This window comes from Streptomyces sp. NPDC044061, assembly GCF_056434305.1.
In genome coordinates, this window is record NZ_JBWKFL010000026.1 from 76885 (window position 1) to 93303 (window position 16419).

General features: G+C 68.9%; 13 protein-coding genes. 7 read left to right on the forward strand and 6 right to left on the reverse strand.

The window, feature by feature from the left end; genetic code table 11:
• Window positions 1–298 precede the first annotated feature (298 nt).
• Window positions 299–2392: a CHAT domain-containing protein gene (locus AC07CM_RS34105; protein ID WP_478880347.1), complete on the forward strand. Its 2094-nt coding sequence runs from the start codon at window positions 299–301 to the stop codon at window positions 2390–2392.
• Window positions 2393–3337: 945 nt separating this feature from the next.
• Here the strand turns inward: AC07CM_RS34105 and AC07CM_RS34110 are convergent.
• Window positions 3338–4168: a hypothetical protein gene (locus AC07CM_RS34110; protein ID WP_478880348.1), complete on the reverse strand. Its 831-nt coding sequence runs from the start codon at window positions 4166–4168 to the stop codon at window positions 3338–3340.
• A 281-nt stretch (window positions 4169–4449) separates the two neighbouring features.
• Between AC07CM_RS34110 and AC07CM_RS34115 the strand changes: the two genes are divergently transcribed.
• On the forward strand, window positions 4450–4584 hold the full coding sequence (locus AC07CM_RS34115) for a hypothetical protein (RefSeq protein ID WP_478880349.1): 135 nt from the start codon (window positions 4450–4452) through the stop codon (window positions 4582–4584).
• Window positions 4585–4618: 34 nt separating this feature from the next.
• Here the strand turns inward: AC07CM_RS34115 and AC07CM_RS34120 are convergent, their stop codons facing one another.
• Entirely contained in the window at window positions 4619–4813 is a 195-nt protein-coding gene (locus AC07CM_RS34120) for a hypothetical protein (RefSeq protein ID WP_478880350.1), read from the reverse strand.
• Between the two features lie 928 nt (window positions 4814–5741).
• On the opposite strand from AC07CM_RS34120, the gene AC07CM_RS34125 reads away from it, so the two are divergent.
• The 3 genes from AC07CM_RS34125 to AC07CM_RS34135 are packed head-to-tail and all read left to right on the forward strand — an operon-like array spanning window position 5742 to window position 6759.
• Window positions 5742–5948, forward strand: coding sequence for a hypothetical protein (locus AC07CM_RS34125; RefSeq protein WP_478880351.1), 207 nt, complete (start codon window positions 5742–5744; stop codon window positions 5946–5948).
• A complete protein-coding gene (locus AC07CM_RS34130; protein ID WP_478880352.1) occupies window positions 5945–6622 on the forward strand; it encodes a restriction endonuclease in 678 nt (225 codons plus the stop codon). Before AC07CM_RS34125 ends, AC07CM_RS34130 begins: the two co-directional genes overlap by 4 nt.
• A complete protein-coding gene (locus AC07CM_RS34135) occupies window positions 6619–6759 on the forward strand; it encodes a hypothetical protein (protein WP_478880353.1) in 141 nt (46 codons plus the stop codon). Before AC07CM_RS34130 ends, AC07CM_RS34135 begins: the two co-directional genes overlap by 4 nt.
• Window positions 6760–6861: 102 nt before the next feature.
• Here AC07CM_RS34135 and AC07CM_RS34140 read toward each other — a convergent pair whose 3' ends face one another.
• The 4 genes from AC07CM_RS34140 to AC07CM_RS34155 are packed head-to-tail and all read right to left on the reverse strand — an operon-like array spanning window position 6862 to window position 11733.
• Window positions 6862–8208: an AAA domain-containing protein gene (locus tag AC07CM_RS34140; RefSeq protein WP_478880354.1), complete on the reverse strand. Its 1347-nt coding sequence runs from the start codon at window positions 8206–8208 to the stop codon at window positions 6862–6864.
• Window positions 8198–9709, reverse strand: coding sequence for a hypothetical protein (locus AC07CM_RS34145; protein WP_478880355.1), 1512 nt, complete (start codon window positions 9707–9709; stop codon window positions 8198–8200). The genes AC07CM_RS34140 and AC07CM_RS34145 overlap by 11 nt, the downstream gene beginning before the upstream one ends.
• Window positions 9706–10845 (reverse strand): hypothetical protein, encoded by a 1140-nt coding sequence (locus tag AC07CM_RS34150; protein ID WP_478880356.1) that lies wholly within the window; start codon window positions 10843–10845, stop codon window positions 9706–9708. The genes AC07CM_RS34145 and AC07CM_RS34150 overlap by 4 nt, the downstream gene beginning before the upstream one ends.
• 48 nt (window positions 10846–10893) lie before the next feature.
• Window positions 10894–11733: a hypothetical protein gene (locus tag AC07CM_RS34155; RefSeq protein ID WP_478880357.1), complete on the reverse strand. Its 840-nt coding sequence runs from the start codon at window positions 11731–11733 to the stop codon at window positions 10894–10896.
• 135 nt (window positions 11734–11868) lie between these two features.
• On the opposite strand from AC07CM_RS34155, the gene AC07CM_RS34160 reads away from it, so the two are divergent.
• Together AC07CM_RS34160 and AC07CM_RS34165 are read left to right on the forward strand one after the other, a co-directional pair.
• Window positions 11869–13197 carry a metallophosphoesterase family protein gene (locus tag AC07CM_RS34160; protein ID WP_478880358.1) on the forward strand — a complete coding sequence of 443 codons (1329 nt, stop codon included), beginning with the start codon at window positions 11869–11871 and terminating at the stop codon, window positions 13195–13197.
• Window positions 13194–16382 carry an AAA family ATPase gene (locus AC07CM_RS34165; RefSeq protein WP_478880359.1) on the forward strand — a complete coding sequence of 1063 codons (3189 nt, stop codon included), beginning with the start codon at window positions 13194–13196 and terminating at the stop codon, window positions 16380–16382. Before AC07CM_RS34160 ends, AC07CM_RS34165 begins: the two co-directional genes overlap by 4 nt.
• The last annotated feature ends 37 nt before the right edge of the window (window positions 16383–16419 follow it).

Genomic DNA, 16419 nt, shown 5'->3' on the forward strand with positions numbered 1-16419 from the left:
CCAGCAGGCCGCACCATGTACCGGGATGAGTGCCGCACTACCTGGACGACCGGACACGGCCCACCCCGCCGCAGCATCGCCCCCACTTGCGGAGGCCTTGGGCCGCCGACGGCCGATTGCGCCAAGCATCCTGGCACTGTTCTCCCTGCGCCGCTGCCATGGTGTTCTCCGGACACGCAGGATGGTCCAGATGCGGGAAGATCGAGAGGAGCACGTCGACCCGGCAGCCTGAAGGTCTGCCACCGCACTGCCGAGTCGGGTCTTGCGGTTGGCCGAATCAGGCTGCGAGCATGCGGCGGTGCGCCTGAACGAACTGTTTCCGTCAGCGGTGATACACCTCGGGACTGAGGAGGCCCAGCGCGAGCTCAATCTCAGCGAGCCCCTTGAAGTCCTGTGGGCCGTCATGCAAGTTCAGCCGCTGCAGCAGCGCGCGCAGACCCCCTTTCACCTGCGTTCGCTGACTCGCGGTCTGCTGGAGGACATCGACCGCCTTTCCGTAGACGCCGCGGCGCCCCAGCACGCCGTCCACGTACTGCGCGCGTCGGTCTGCTGCATCCCCGCCTCCGTCGCCTTCCGACACGGCGACCGATCCGGCATGTGGGATTGGGTGCACTCGGCCTTCTCGGATGAGGTCCCACGCGGCGACGGCACGATGACCACCGATCCAAGCGTGCTGCTGCGAGTCGCCGGTCACCCGACCTGGCACCGGGCTGCCCTGCCGGCCGTGGCTACGCTTGCGACGCCGATTTACTACCTGGCTTGGGCCCACGCAGCCGCCACCGATCTCGCCGAGGCGTTTTATCCGCGCATAGTCAGTCTCTGTGCCGAGGGTCTTCCGGTCGGCGCCCCGGTCGCCGAGATCGCGATCAACCTGATCCCCTGGCAGCGCCAGCAGGAACGTGATGCGGAGGCCGCCCAAGTCTCCCGGGCTCTTGAGACGTGGCTCTACTCCCACCCCACGCATCATGCTGCCGGAAGGGCGGCAGGCCTGCTCACCGGTCTCGATCGGAGCCTGCTCTCCCGATCCCCCCTCGAGATCGGCGCATGGACACTGCGGAACGTCCCGCTCACGGACCCAGAAGCATTCGACATCACGCTGCGCATGAGCATTTGCTCCGGCCGTGGATGGGCCGCTTCCCACTTCGACCAGCTTCGTTCAGGGCTGAGTGGACTGCTCGCGGGACTCCCCGCAGAGGACGCATTGGCCAGGTCACACGCGCGGGGTCAAATCTTCCGCTCTTGCGAGCCAGTGCTCTATGACCTGCTACAGGCCGGCGAATTCCAGTTGCTCTCCCAGTGGATCGCGACCTGGCAAGGGGTGAGCCTGCCAGACGCCCGCACAAATCGAGTGATCATCGTAGCGGCCGCCGCCGAAGGGGCCTGGTTCCGCCCAGGTACCGCCGTGCGTCATGGCCCGTCTGCTGTGCTAAGCGAGTTCGTGGAGTCCGCGAATGAAGCGCTCGGCCTTGCCTACACTGCACCGGGCCTCCCGGACGCGGCGCTGACGACGCCAGCCACTGGGGCCAAGAGTGAGGAGCACACGGCCGCCGTCAGGTTCCAAGAGGCGGTATACGCCTTCGTGGACGCCGCAAATCTCGCCGACTTCGTCAGGAGTGAGCAGGCGGAGGGGCTCATCTCGCTGCTGCCCCCCTTCACCCCGCTGCAGGCTCTGCTCGCCCGCGCAGGCGGTCCTGTCCCGCCCCTGCAGATCAGCGCCCAGGCACCCAGCGCAGACCGTTCCATCAGCCGGGTCCAGTTCTGGTGTGGTGACGTCGGCTCCGCCAAGCACGAGCTTGCGATGGTCCGCAGAATCTTCGAGGACGCGTGGATCAAGCTAGACGTCGTCCAGGACTCAGCCGTGACCAGAGAGCGATTCCTGGATGCGTATCAAGACGACACTCACGACGTGCTATGGATCGCATCCCACGCCGAGCACGACCCCTACGCTCCGGAGGAGGCCGCTCTCGCCCTACGCCCCGGCCATGCCGTGACGCTGCGAGACCTTCTCGAGTGCGCTCCCTCGTCGTCCGACCATCGGCGCCTGCTCGTCCTCAACACCTGCGATAGCGCCAACTCCTGCAGCCAGGGCCCGTTCGACGAGATGGGACTCGGCCGTGCGCTCGTCCACAAGAACCAGGCCGTCGTTGGGCACTTGTGGCGCACCTACGACCCGTGGGCGGCTGCCTTCGGCGCGCTCCTCGCAATCGGCCTGGTGGAAAATGGCACCTTTGCTGAGGCTTTCTCGTATGCCCTGACACAGTTGCAGACGGGTAAGGATAAGATCTTCCAACTCCTGCAAGAGAAGAGGGTCGGTGTAGAAGCTGGAGAGTTTTGGGAACTGCTCTCCGACCAGACCATTTTTGATTGGGGTAGCCCCGCCTTCCTGAACTGAGCTCCCCACCCACGGCAGGCCTCGGCCGAGAAGAGCTCGCATGGACATCCCGCGGCTGCGACGCAAGCTGGCAAGGCCCTTTCTCAGGCCGAACATCGGCGGTGGTCCAGTCGAGCTCGATGCGACGGCCAGGCACGCTGTGAGCGGGCAGCTTCAGCAGCACGCGGTAGGCCGCGAGCAGCAAGATCGGGGTCAACGACGACGCCTTCGGCGGGACCTGCGGGATGGGATAGGAGACAAAACTAAGTGACCGCACTTCAGGGCCGGGGTGCCTTAGCTCTTAGCTAACGGATTAGCCGCAGCCGTGCTCCTCCAGCCAGCGTTCTTCCAACCCGCCCACACAACACGCCCGGAAACTCTAGGCGTTGTCACCCGCGCGAACGGTAAGTCACACCGCCGCACGCCGACCGTCACCCACCCTCACCACTTCTGCCGCCGGTCTTCTTCCGTACCAGGCAAAAGCTGCTGCTCCGTCCACGACGATCAGACCGGGCTCCGACACGCGCGCTTCGTTGATTGCATCCACGCGTTCTTCGATGGGCTCCTGCGGTCACGTGGTTCGGCCGTGCGGTAGGGATTCACCTGCCCGGCGCAACAGGAGCACCGTCACCACAGGTCAACATCACCTGAAGGACACGAACCGTGACCATCCCCGCGTCAGCCGCGAGCGCCGCCTACTGGGAACCATGCTGGGCCGAAGGCCGCCGCTACCGGCAGTCGTGCGAAGCCAAGCGGCGGCTGATGAACGAGTACATCGGCCCCGGGCGCGGCCGCCCCGCCCTGGACATCGGCAGCGGCGCCGGCGCTCTGGCTCGCCACCTCCATCACGAGCTCGGGTACCGAACGAAGGCCAATGCGCGCACCCAGCCCGCGCAGCCGCAGCTCAGCGGTGCTGAGCAGGCTGCTGTGGGAAGCTCTCACGGCTGCCCGGCCAGGGTCGTGCCGTCAGATCCACCCTGCCGCGCGCATCATGCTCACGATCACGCGGTCGGCCGCCTCCTCCTCGTCCTGGTCTACCTCGACCCTGTCCCGGCCCAAACCCTCGCCGTACCGCAGCACCGCGGACAACGTCTCGTGGTCGTCGGCGCCGCGCGGGTGCTCGAAAGGCGAGTGCAGGACCGGTGAGAGAGCTTGCCGCACCCAGCCGGCGATGGTGGCCTCGTCCCCCTCGGGCATCCACGGGTAGTAGGGCACTCGCCCGAGTTTGCCCAGCGCATCCGTGAGGGCCTCGAAGTCCGGGCCGGGACGCGGACCGGCCGCGCGATCGAGAGCATCGGCGAATGCGGCGAGCAGCGTGAGATCCGATTCGGCTACCTCAATCGCGGTCAGGTGCACCACGTTCCCGCCGTCTGGACCCACCAGCAGCAGCACGTTGGGCGGGTACTCCTCCGTCCTGTCCACCAGTTCCTCGGTTCCTTCGGGCAACGCGTCGCGCACCCGCCAGTACGCCTCCGAGACGTCCTCGATGGGCGCGCCGGGGATCGGCACCACCCCGCTGTCCCGGAAACCGATCAGCACCCCCTCATGGTCCAGGACCATGTCCATTCGGAGTCTCAGAAGCAGCCAGTCCAGTTCGTACAGGCCGGCCAGGGCGTCCGGCACGAGCGGCAAGAGCAAGGTGCGGGTGGGGGCGAGGCGCGGCGGCAACTGCTGGCCGCCCGCTCGGGTGCAGTCGTTCGCCCGCATCGCCTCGGTGTACCGCGTGCCGGCAACCTGGCTTTGCTCTCGGATCTCCCGGGTGCGTTTCCGCGACTTCCTGGGCTTGCTCGTAGGCATGTCTGACTCCATACAGCAGCGCGCCCCACGCACACGCCGCTCTGAAGGCAGGCGGTACCAGATGCACGATGCGTCGAAGGACGGCTTGGCCTACCAACGAGGACTCCGGCGTGAGCGGAAAACCCCTTCAGCGGTCGGCGGTCGTGGCCGCCTGCCCGGCAGCATACCGGCCCGGCGGCAGCGGCATCAAAGGTCTGTTGAGGCCTTGCACCGCTGCGGCTCCCGGTCAGGGTGGTTGTCGTGCTCTGGTCCCACCGCCGGGGTGGCCCGAGACTAAGCGCTTGCCGCACACGGGCAGGCCCGAACTCGTGCGCGCGGGCCTCGCTCTCGTACCCGAGCTGCATGCCGCGCTCGACACCGCGACCGCCGAACTGACCGCGCGCTTCGACACGAAGGTCACGGCGCCGGAGGCGTAAGGGAGGGTCAGTTCTCCTCCGGCGCCTATCAGTACTACTGATCCCAGTTTTCGTCACCGACGGCGTTGTCAGCGAACCCGCGGATGGACTCGTCGACTTCGAACTGGTGGTCCCGGTCGAGCTTCTGGTAGTTCGCTTCGAACTCGTCCTCGGGCATCGTTTCGATGCTGGTGCACAGCATCACGACGAGCTCTTCCTGCTCATCGAAACTCAGTGGTTCCGTGGTCATGTGTCCCCCTCGGTGGGCCCGCGCATGGGCCGAGCGTACGGTTCCTCGCGGCAACGCGTGCGTGATGGGCTCATTGAGGGTTCCGCCGTCACCTCCTGGTCGGCGCGGTCGACGCGCACCGACTGACGTCAGGCACCGGCACCACCTCGCACACCACCCGCAGGCCACCGCCGCGGGTGTGATTACGTCGCGACCCACAAGCGCCATGCACGAGCGCAGCAGCGGCCCTTGGATGTCCAGGGCGGCCAACCGGAGTATGCCGGAAACAGAAAACAGGTTGGTCAGCGGTTCCCGCGGCGGGTAGCGGGGGCGCGCTGTCTAGGCCTGTCGTGAGCTGGCGCCGGTATGTGGATCTGCAAGTCGGGGGCGAGCGCTGAGGCCGCCCCAACGCGAGCAGCGCCCCGTCCTCCGAACGGCACCCCGACGCACCTGTCTTTTCTCATGGAGCGCGCCAGGCGCTCGTGGCTGCCCTCCGGTGATCGGGCGCCGCCGCTGCCTGACGCCGAGGCAGTAGGTGCCTCGGCGTCAGGCAGCTCACGATGTGACGCTGGTGTTGTCGTCGAGGCCAAGGGGCGGCTCCGGCGCACGACAGGACGAGGGTGGCGCCCCGCTGTATCTCGCCGTTTCCGGCGCGGGCACCGGCTGACTTCGAGAGTGGCTGTTCATGCAGGTGACAGCTTCTGCGACATACATGCCACAGGGAACGATCTAGGTTCGGGCCGATTCCGGTCTTGCGGATCCGAGCCGGCATACAGCGAGGTCAGGACGCTGAAAGCTGTCGGCTGCATACCGGACCTTTCCCATCGGGTGGCGGTGGCTGGATGGTGCCGTGCCTGGTCAGGCTGGCGCCAGGCGCTGTCAGTGCCCGCTGTTACACCGATTTTTGAAGACGGGCCGCACTCGGCGTCCCGCCGACGGGAGGGGAAGCATGGCGAAGGTACCGGACGGGTTCCACCAGGTGCGTGGGCACATCCGCCGTAACCCGAAGCCCAGGAGCGCCAAGCGGATGAGCGGATGGATGATCGCCGGCCTGCTGGCGGGAGCCTGGCTGTGGGGACAAGTATTCGGCTTCGACACGGCGACACCCACTCCGGCCGAACCGCACCCGGCAGTCAGTACACCAGCGGACCGATGAGCCGAGGATGGCGCCTACGGCGCCCCCGCGGGCCGGTCGAGGGCGCATCAGCGGCCATTGTGGCGCTGGCCGTGCTGGTAATGGCCGCCCGAACGGTCACCGTGACGACCGGCGTACTGATCGATGCCTGGCCGGTACTGCTGGCTCTCGCAACGCTGGGGGGAGCTGCAGCCCTGTGGCGGGTCAGACGAGCTGTCACGGGCCGACGCCGGAAACACGCGCGTCTGGCCGCTTTGCGGATCACGCTCGCCGAGTTCGACACCATGGACGACCGATGCTTCGAATGCGCGCTGAGGGACCTGCTTGTCCGAGACGGCTGGACGGCCCGAAGGGTAGGCGGCGGAGGGGACCAGGCCGCCGACGCCATCGGCGATCACCCCGTTCTTGGGCGCATCGTCGTGCAGGCCAAGCACACACGCGTCGGAGGAAAGGTCGGATCCGCAGTGATGTACGGGGTGAAAGGGACGGCCGGCCCCGCACACAGAGCCGACCACGCGGTGGTCGTGACCAACGGGCGCTTCACCCGCGATGCAATTACGTGGGGAAACCGGCACACCGTCCACTGGGTCGACCGAGAGAAACTGCAGCGCTGGGCCGAGGACGGGAGCGCACTGCACGAGCTCCTCAAACTGCCCGCCCGTTCGCGCAGCAGCTGGTTCAAACGGGCTGCATGACCAGCATCCGACTCAGCTCCCGTCGTCGAGGACATGGGGGAGTGGTGTTCGACAAAGACGGGTCCTTGGACCCCACACTGAAGTTCCTGCTGTACACCTTCCTGATGCTGGTCGTCGGCAAGATGATCTGGGAGTGACTTACCGAAGACTTCAGCCAGTGGATCACATACGACGTGGGGGCATGATCACCGATCACCCCTGGTGGACGGGACTCGTCGTCGCCAGTGGGCTCTCGGGGGTCATGCGGCGACGCGGTGCTGGGCGAGCTTGTCCAGCATGACCTGGTTGGCTTCCCAGCCATCGGGGAATTTGGCCCGCACGGACAGGTGCACGGGGTCGGTCGAGGGGTGGCTGTCCAGGAGATCGGCGATGCCCTCGCGGGCAACGACGATGCATGCCTGCCGGTGGCGGGAGGCGAGTACACACAGCCGCCCGGCCTCCAGGTGGAAGGCGGTGGCATCGCGGCGGCCGGACAGCGGGTGTACGACGATGACGACCTCGAACTCGCGGCCCTGCAGCCGGTTCGCGGTGTCCACCGCCACGCCCGGCGCGCTCGGGTTGCCGGTCCGGGCGAGCGCGGCCCGTACAAGGTCGGCCTGGTCGCGGTGGGCGACGCCGATGGCGATGTCACCGGCGTCCAGGGGTCGGCCGCCGCGGTGGCGCTCGCAGGTGGCGACCGCCCCGCGATCCAGCAGCCGGCCGGCGAGGTCGGCGGCGGTCTGGATGGTCTCGGTGTCGGTGCGCGGGACATGACGGCGCGGCAGTTCGTGCAGGGCCCAGCCGGTGGTGAACGCCATCGCAAGGGTCTCGTCCAGGTCGGTGTTGCCGAACCCGGCGGTGCGGAACTCCAGGGCGCGGGTGTCGTCGCCGGTTCCGGCGGTGAAGTGGGTGAACGGGTAGAACGCCTGGGCGATGGTGGGGGCGGCCGATGACGGCAGGCGCCAGGACACCGGCAGCCGGCGCACGGGGATGTCCTGGTTGTGCTGGAGCATGACGCTGACGCCGTTCTGCGTCGGGTCGTGCGGTAGGCCGATCCAGCGCTCGGTGCCGACGATCGTGAAGGGATCCAGCTGACCCGGGTCGCCGACGAACAGGCCCCGGTCGAAGCGTTCGACGATCTGCAGCAGCATGTCCGAACGCATCTGGTAGGACTCGTCCAGGATCGCCCAGCCGAACGTGGCGTCGCGGACGGTGGCCCACTTGGCGGCGGTGCCGACGATGATCCGGCAACCGGCCAGATCGTCCAGGGTGCGGCCGACGGTCGTGCTCGCCAAGGCGCTCAGGGCTGGGGGCGCGATGTAGCCGGTGGCGCTCAGGCGGCCGACGGCGATGTCGGGATGCGTCGTGGCCAGACGCTCGATCAGGTCGTCGACCTGATTGTTGGTCTGGGCGACGATGATCGGGCGTTCACCGCCTGCGGTGAGCTCCTGGGCAGCGCGGACCACCAGAGTGCTCTTGCCGGCGCCCGGCGGGGAGTCGACGACGACGGCCTGGTGACGCCCGTCGGCCATGTCGGCCAGGATCACCTCGGTGGCAGCAGACGCGGCGGCGGCCGCGTCGGACGTCGCGGTGGTGTCATTCATCATTGCCCCACTCCTCTGCGGCGGCGTCCTCGGGTACGACGGAGTCGGTGCCGGGCCCCTCAGCGGCGGCACTGTGGGTCCACGGAGTGTGATCGGACGCCGGGAACTGCGGCGCCGGACGCCACCCCGGGTCGGGCAGGTAGGCGACGCGCTGATCCAGCTCCGGCACGGTGCCTGGCTTCGGGACGCGGCCGCGCCCCATTCCACCGGTGATCTCGACCATCACCAGCGTGGCGTCGCCGTCCCGGTGGGAGGAGACGATCACGGCCTTGTGACCGGCCGGCATGGACGGGCTGATCAGCTTGGTGTCGGCGGCCAACCGCACGGGATCGTCGGTGCGGACGGTGATGAGAGGCCGCGGTACCCGCCTGTTCTTGTCCGTGGTGACCATCCGGCCGGGTTCGGCCTCCATGACCGTCCCGGCGAATGCCTCCCCGGCGCTGCGCCGGTCGGCCAGCACGAACGGGTCGTCGAACGCCATGTCGGACTCGAATTCGGCCAGCGCGCGCTCCAGCCGGTCCAGCCGCTGGGCCGCGCCGATCGCGGTGTCCCGCTTGCGCTGCGGAAGGCCGCCGGAATCCCGGTAGTCGGAGTAGCTGGTGAAGGCCGCGCAGTCGCGCTCGAAGCGCCTGTCGGTTCGTGGTGCCTCGGGCACGGAACGCAGCAGCGATATGGCCTCCCAGGTCATGCGCCAGGTGGGCTGGATCTGTCCTGCGATCAGTTCTCGCAGGTCGGACTCGGCGGCGGCCAGCGCAGGCAGGTCGCCGAGAGCGCGGGCTGTGTCGAACCGTTTGATTGCCGGTGCCAGGTCGCGATTGTCGAATTCTGGGGAGGTCGCCGGGCCCGCCGGGGGGCACACGTCGGGGGTCTCCGCGTCGGCCATGGCCTGCTCGATGCTCAGCCCGGCCGGGGGAGCGATCCAGGCCATAAGGGAGGCGAGGTTCTGGTCCTCCAGCGTGCTCTGGCCGGTGGCCCAGTGCTCGGCAAGCATCCCGGTGACGGGCAGCAGTGTGGAGGTGTCTGCCTGCTCGGCCCTGTCGACCAAGAACGTCAGCCACATGCCGAACTCCGGTACGACGTCCGGCACCGCGTGGGGACCGGACGTCGCGCGGAAGCGGCACATGCGTCCCAGATCGGCCAGGGCTTTGATGCCGCCGTGGTTGGGGACCAGAATCTGCGGCACGTTGGTGTACCGGGAACGCTCGCCTTCCCCGCGGCGGTCCTGACGGAAGGAGTTGATGTAGTCCATCACGATCCGGCCGAGCTCGGCGGCGAACGCGAACCTCTGGTCCCGGTTGCGGGGCTGCGCCACGACCAGCAGCGTCCCGTTCCTCTTGGCGGAGCCGACCATCGCGGCCAGGGGCGCCCCGGCCTCTCCGGCCATGGCCAGCGGGATGATCACCAGAGGTCGACCCGACAGGCGGCGGTGTCGGAACGCGGTCCGGGGCACCGCCCGCATCGACTCCATCGCCTGTACGTGCGCCAACGCCGACAGCATGCTCATGCCGCACCCCCGAGGTCTTCCAGTTCGGTGCGCAGTCGTGCGGCGTGCCGCAGGGCCGCGGCCATCTCGGCCTGGTCCCCGGTCGGCGTCAGCTGTCCGCGCGCCAGTCCCAGGACCATGGTCGTGGTGTCGATACCGCCGAACTGCTCGCGCACCACCGGCCCGAGTACATCCAGTGAGGCTTCCGCGCGGGCGCGGGAGCGGCAGTAGAACGCCATCTCGCAATGGTTCAGGCAGTCCGGACGATACGTCGCGGGCACCTGCTCCAGCGCATCGGTCAGCTCCTCGGCCGGGCGCCGGGGGCGGTCGTCCGCGTCCAGGGCGAGATCAAAGGTGAGTCCCTCGGGCAGCAGGTCCACCAGGTCGCCGATGCGCGCGATGCGAGACAGCTGACGGGTCAGGGCAGCCACCTGCTTGCGGGCGTCGACGAACGCCGCGGTCGGGCGGTTGGTGAAATCCTTCGGCGCGACCAGCACGACCGTGTCGGAGACGGCCTGCTCGTCGATGCCGGCCCGCGCGAGCAGGGCACGCAGCGCGATGATGTAGGCGCACGCCTGCGTGGTCGCCGACCGCACCTGCGCGGGGTCGGCCTGCCCGTCGATGATCGGGAAGCTCTTGATCTCCACAATGTGGAAGCGGCCGTCGATGCGAAAGGCCACCAGGTCCGGTTCGAGGAACGCCTCGTTCCCGCCGACCTGGAGATGAAGCATCGGATGGTCGAACAGGGTGCCGTCTCCCGCCCCTTGGGCGGCCTGCAGCAGTACCTGTGCGGTGTGGTCACGGCGGGTCTTGCGAGCGCCGTCGCCGCCGACATCGTTCAGGTCCTTGTAGCCCACCTCCGGCAGCGTCAGCCCCAGGATCTCGCGCAGGACGCGCAGGAGCTCTGCGCAGCCGTTGTCCTTCACCATTGCCTCGAAGGCGTTGCCGCGGGCGAGGGCGAAGGAGGACTGACCGAACGGGGAGGGGTGGCCGGCGTGCGCGGCGATGGCAGCCTTGTCGGAGCCGGAGGCATCCAGCAGGGCCCGCAGCGTGCAGCGAGGATTGTTCTCCAGGGCGGCCAGCGACCGGGCGTTGTAGGCCTGTGGCTCGGCGGATCCGCGCAGCGCGGCGAGGCGATCGTCGACTGTTGCTTTCACGGTCTGGTAGATCCTTGCGGGGAGAAGGAACTGCTGAGGGGCGGAGAGTCAGGCCCGGGCCCGCAGGTGCGTGACGCCCTGCAGGGGGGCGCCGAACAGCTGCTGGTCGTCCCGGAGTGACTTGCGGGCCCGCCGTGCGGCCTCGGCCCGGTCGGCGCGGTCCGCGTCGGTGTGCACGTCCAATTCGGCTTCAGCGGCGCCGATCACCTGCTGCGGGTCCAGCGCGCCCTCATGGCCGGACGCACTCTTCGGCATCGCGTCGGGGATGTTCACGGCGAAGCGCCACAGCAGCCGCAGGGCCGCTGGGCTGGGTCCGCTCTTCGATTTGGCCGAGGCATGCACCGCCTCGGCGACGCGGAGCGCGCTGGTGAGAAAGTTGACGCGCGGCGACAGCGGGCCGATGAGGCGCTGCTCCAGCGTCCAGGTGCTGATGGTGAGCAGTGCCCGCACCGGTGTCAGCAGGTCGTGCGCCAGTGCCGAGCACAGGTAGTACGGCCGGGCGCCCGGGCTGGAGCGGTAGGAGCGCTCCTCGTCCCGGCGCAGGCTGGACAGCTTGGACGCGGACAGTTCGCCGGGGAAGAACGCCTCATGCACGCCGACGATCAGTTTGGGGGCGGCCGGGGTGCCGAGCAGCATCAGGGCCCGGTGGACGTGTTCGCGCGCCGGGAGTTGCGCCCCCCGGGCGGCCGGGGCCGCATCTGGCGCGAGGCGGGGCGGTGTGGTCACCGGTTCGGCGCCGTCTATAAGGGCGTCCCAGGCCCGCTCAGCGCGGCGGAGCTGCATGCGCAGCTCGCCGGCTCGCTCGGCGTCACCGGCGGCGGATGCGTCGCGGATCGCGCGGCGCAGGTTGGCGATGCTCTTCTCCAGGGCGTCCAGCGGATCACTCATGGCGCAGACGCTACCAGAGATCCAGAGTTCTCCAGACTTTTTCCTGAGATTCCGTGTACAGTCGGCGCCACCAACTCCCCGGCAGTGAAGGCGCATTCGCGTCGGCACGCAGGCCGTTCTCCTGGAGGCACCCTCGTGACGGGACGCGTATTCCACACTTCCGACTGGCACCTGGGCCGCCAGATCGGACGCCATCGCCGCGACAGCGAGTTCGACGCCGTCCTGGACGAAATCATCGACATCGCCCGTGACTTCGCCCCCGACCTGATCGTGCACAGCGGTGACCTGTTCGACACCTCCCGGCCCGGCCTGGACGACCTGCGCCGCGCGGCGCAGGCGCTGCGCCGCCTCGGCGTGATCGCCCCTGTGGTCGTCGTCGCTGGCAACCACGACACCCGCAACGTCCTGGCCTTCCTGGAGTTCATCCTGAACGGCATGAGCGTCGGCGAAGGCCAACAGGCCCGGGTTCGCTTCGCCACCGACGCCCGGCCCGGCGGGCTGCTGGTGGCCGACTACCCCGCCCAGGACGGGGAATTGACCCTGCGCATCGGCGCGCTGCCGTACCTGCACCCAAACCGGTTCGCCTACGACTTCACCGACCCCGCCCTGACGACCGCGACCTACGCCGAGCAGCTGCGCAGCGTCCAGGCCGACGTCTACCGCCGCCTCGCCGCAGGGCGCGGCGCCCGGGATGTCCTGGTCTTCGCCGCCCACCTGTTCGTCGAAGGGGCCCTTCCCTCCTACTCGGAGCGGAAAATCTCCATCGCCGAAGACTATGCGACGGCCGCCGCCGACCTGCCCGACGTCGCCTACGGCGCTCTCGGCCACATTCACAAGCCGCAGCGCGTCCAGCGCGCCGGATACCCGGCCCACTACGCCGGCAGCCCCCTGCAGATGGACTTCGGCGAGAGCGGCGACACCAAGAGCGTGGTCCTGGCCGAGGTCGGCCCGACCGGCATGCCCCGCATCGAACTCGTTCCCCTGGCCTCCGGCCGCCGCCTAGTCCGCCTGGAGGGCACCCTGGAGGAAATCGCGCAACGCGCCGGCCGGGTCAACGACGCCTGGGTGAAGGCGGTGGTGAACGTCGAGGTCTCCGACCCGTTCCTGCCGGACACACTGGCCAAGATGCTGCCGCGGGCAACACTCGTCGCCGTCGACGAACGCCGCGCCGGGGCCATCGGGGGCGTGCCGGAGCAGCGGCAGACCTCCACCGACACCGAACTGCCCGGCATCGAAGAGCTGCTGCGCGACTGGCTGCCCGGCCGCGGAACCACCGGCCTGGCCCTGGACCGTGCCATGACAGCCCTCGCACATCTGCAAGCCGAACCCGACCTGGACGACCCGGCACCGTGCTGCGAGGAGACCCTGCTGACCGCGGCTATCGAGGGCCGCCCTCTCGACAGCTTCGACCGCTCAGGCCTGCTGTCCGGCACCGACACCACTGCAGCGGAGACGACGCGATGAAGCCCCTGACGCTCACCCTCAACGGATTCCGCAGCTACCCCAGCCAGGTCACGGTCGACTTCACCGGCCGGGGCCTAGTCGGCATCCTCGGTGACACCGGAGCCGGCAAAAGCAGCCTGCTCGACGGCATTACCTATGCCTTGTTCCGCAAGAGTTCCTGGAACGGCAACAGCCCGGGGCAGCTCATCGCGGACGGCGCAAAGGCCATGAGTGTCGACCTCACCTTCCTGCACGAGGGACAACGCTGGCACGTCCACCGCACCATGCATGCCACCAACGCGAACGCCGGCCGGCACCATCTGAAGAACCTCGACACCGGCGAGGAGGCAGACAACGCTGGTGCCGTCGACGCCCGCCTCAAAGCGGAGCTGCAGATGAGTTACGAGACGTTCCTGCGCGTGGGGCTGCTTCCGCAGGGCAAGTTCGACCAGCTCCTCATCGCGGCCCCCAAGGAGCGCGGCAAGCTGCTGCGGGAACTGTTCGGTGCCGAGTCGCTGGAGTCCATCCAGCGGGTGGCGGCGCGCCAGCGTGAGACGCTCAAGGGCCTCCTGGCGGGCGCCGAGGCCAAGCGCGCGTCCATGCCGGATGCCCCCGAGCAGACCGCCGAAGAAGCCGGCGCGGCCGCAGAGCAGGCTGAAGCCCGCGCCGAACGCCTGAAGGAGGCCATCGGCCGCATCACCCAGTTGCAGAGTGAAGTAGCCACGGCCCAAGCTGCCACTGAGGGGGCCACCGCCGCCGCGCACACGCTCTCCACGCGCGCTGTGGCCGACGCGGGCCCCACCCTCGAGGCCCTCGAACGGGTCGCCGCCGACATCGCCGCACGACGCGAGGCCCTGAAGCTTGAGGCCAGACGTGCTGGAGAGCAGGAAAGCAGCCTGACGGACGCGATCGCCGCAGCGGACGCGGAAGGTGAAGGCCAAGACGTCCTCAGCAAAGCTGCGGTGGTTCTCGAATCCCTCGCAGCGGACGCCGAAGAGCTCCGAGGCGAACGCGACCGGCTTGCCCAGCAGAGCGAACAACTCGCAAGCGTAGGCGAGGCCATCACCCGCGCCGAGGCTGAACTCACCGAACGCACCGCCCGGATAGATCCGTTGGCGCAGCAGGCGTGTGCCGCCGCCCAAACGGCTAAGCGCGTGCGCCAGAAGGCCGCCCATGCCCGCACCCAATTGACCGCGGCCCTCGCAGCAGCCGGCCGCCTCGTCGACGCCGTCCGCGGGCAGACCACCGCGGCGAGCCGGTACCAAGCCGCTCAAGACACCTGCCGTGAAAAACAAGAGGAACATGACGCAGCAGAAGAGAACCTCGCTGCCATCCAGATGCGCGTGGACACGCTGCAACAACGCGACCAAGCCGCCGCGATCGCCGCTGAACTGCACGACGGCGACGACTGCCCCGTCTGCCGCCAACAAGTCCCGGACGGCTTCGAACCGGCATCCGGGACCGATTCCGCCGAGCTGGCGGACGCAAGAACCGCACTCACCCAGGCAATTAGGACACAGAGGGCCGCCGCCGAACAACTCGCCCAGGCCCGCGCCGCCGTGACAGCGGCCGAAACCGCCATCCGCGACCGGGACACGGACCATCGCACGGCACAGCAAGCCGCGCGCGAAGCCACGGCAAAGGCAGAGCGCGCCTTCAGCGATCTCGCGACCACGACCACCGCAGGTCACGACTTCGACAGCGAGACGGTATCGGCGACGCTGATCGCCATCACCGTCGCCCAGACCATCCCCGACAACGAAGCCGACCACCGCGAGGAGCTCCTCGATCGGGACGCTGCACCGATCACTGAAGCGATCACCGCATGCGAACAGGCAGCCGAAGATCATGCCGAGCATCTGCAGACCGACGTGCACCGCCGCACTGCCCTGATCGACACGGAGCGTGCGACGCTCACAGAACGCAAGAACTCCTACCAACGCGCCGTAGGCGACCAGCAGACTGCCCTCACCGCACACACCCGCGCCAAGGGCAAGATCACCCGCGCCCTGACCGCGCTGCCCCCGCGGATCCGGGCCACACTGCCCGGCGATGCGATCGAGGTGACCGACGACGCGGCGTCGACCGCGCTCGACGCCGTGACCGCTCGGCGGGCCGCACTCCAAGACCTGTTCGACCAGCGGGAGACAGCACGGCAGATGAAGTCTGCCGTGCTCGGCCGGCAGCACGCCCTCGACGAGGAGGACCGCACCCGTGTGGACCGCCCGCTGAATGAGCTGCGCGGCAAACTAGATGCCTGGGCACAAACCGTCACCGACGCAGTCACGCACCTCGACGCAGCCGATGTGTGCCCCGTTCCCCAGACCCCTGCCGCGCCCCTTATCTGCGCCACCCGCCGGTTCGCCGTCGAGCTGGCCACGGCCACCGCGGCGTTGGACGGCCGGCTCGCCAAGCGCGCCGACGCGTCCGCCCAGCGAGCAGCGGCCGCGACGGCGAGTCTGCGCGGCCAGACGGCCAAGCTCGCCGACGTCGACGGCTTCGACCCCGCCGCCGACCTGACGGCAGCCGACGCCCTGCACCCCCTCGTCAAGGCCGCCACACAGGCGGACCTGGAGGCGAAGGAACAGCGTCAGAAGCAACAGAGCGCACAGGACATGATCAAGCCGGCCGCCGACCTGGACTTCGCCATCACCGCCGGCCGCGCCCGGTCCGAGGCGCTGGAGGTGCTGCGCCGTGAACTGGTCGACGCCAAGTTCCTGGGCCACCTCACGATGCTGCGCACCCGCGCGCTGCGCGACGTCGCCAGCGAACTGCTCGGCCAGATGACCGACGGCCGATTCGGCTTCGCCGACAGCTTCGACATCATCAGCCGCACCTCCGGGGTCATCCACCCGCCGAACCGGCTATCCGGCGGGGAGAAGTTCCAGGCCTCACTCGCTCTGGCGCTGGCACTAGCCGAACTGCACTCCCGCAGCGGCTCGAGCCTGGGCTCCCTGTTCCTCGATGAAGGTTTCGCCGCACTCGATGCGGCTGCACTGGATGCGGCCCTGGAGGTACTGCGCGCACGCGCCGGCGGCGACCGCCTCGTCATGGTGATCAGCCATCTGCACGCCGTTGCCGAGGCCGTCGACGAGGTGCTGTGGGTGGAGCGCGGCGCCACCGGGTCCAGCACACGCTGGCTGACCCCGGCCGAACGCGACGACCTCGTGCAAGCCGACCTGGCCAGCGGCCTGCTGGCGCAATAGTGGCGCCGACGGGCCGGGGCGGATCCGGGAACGACGC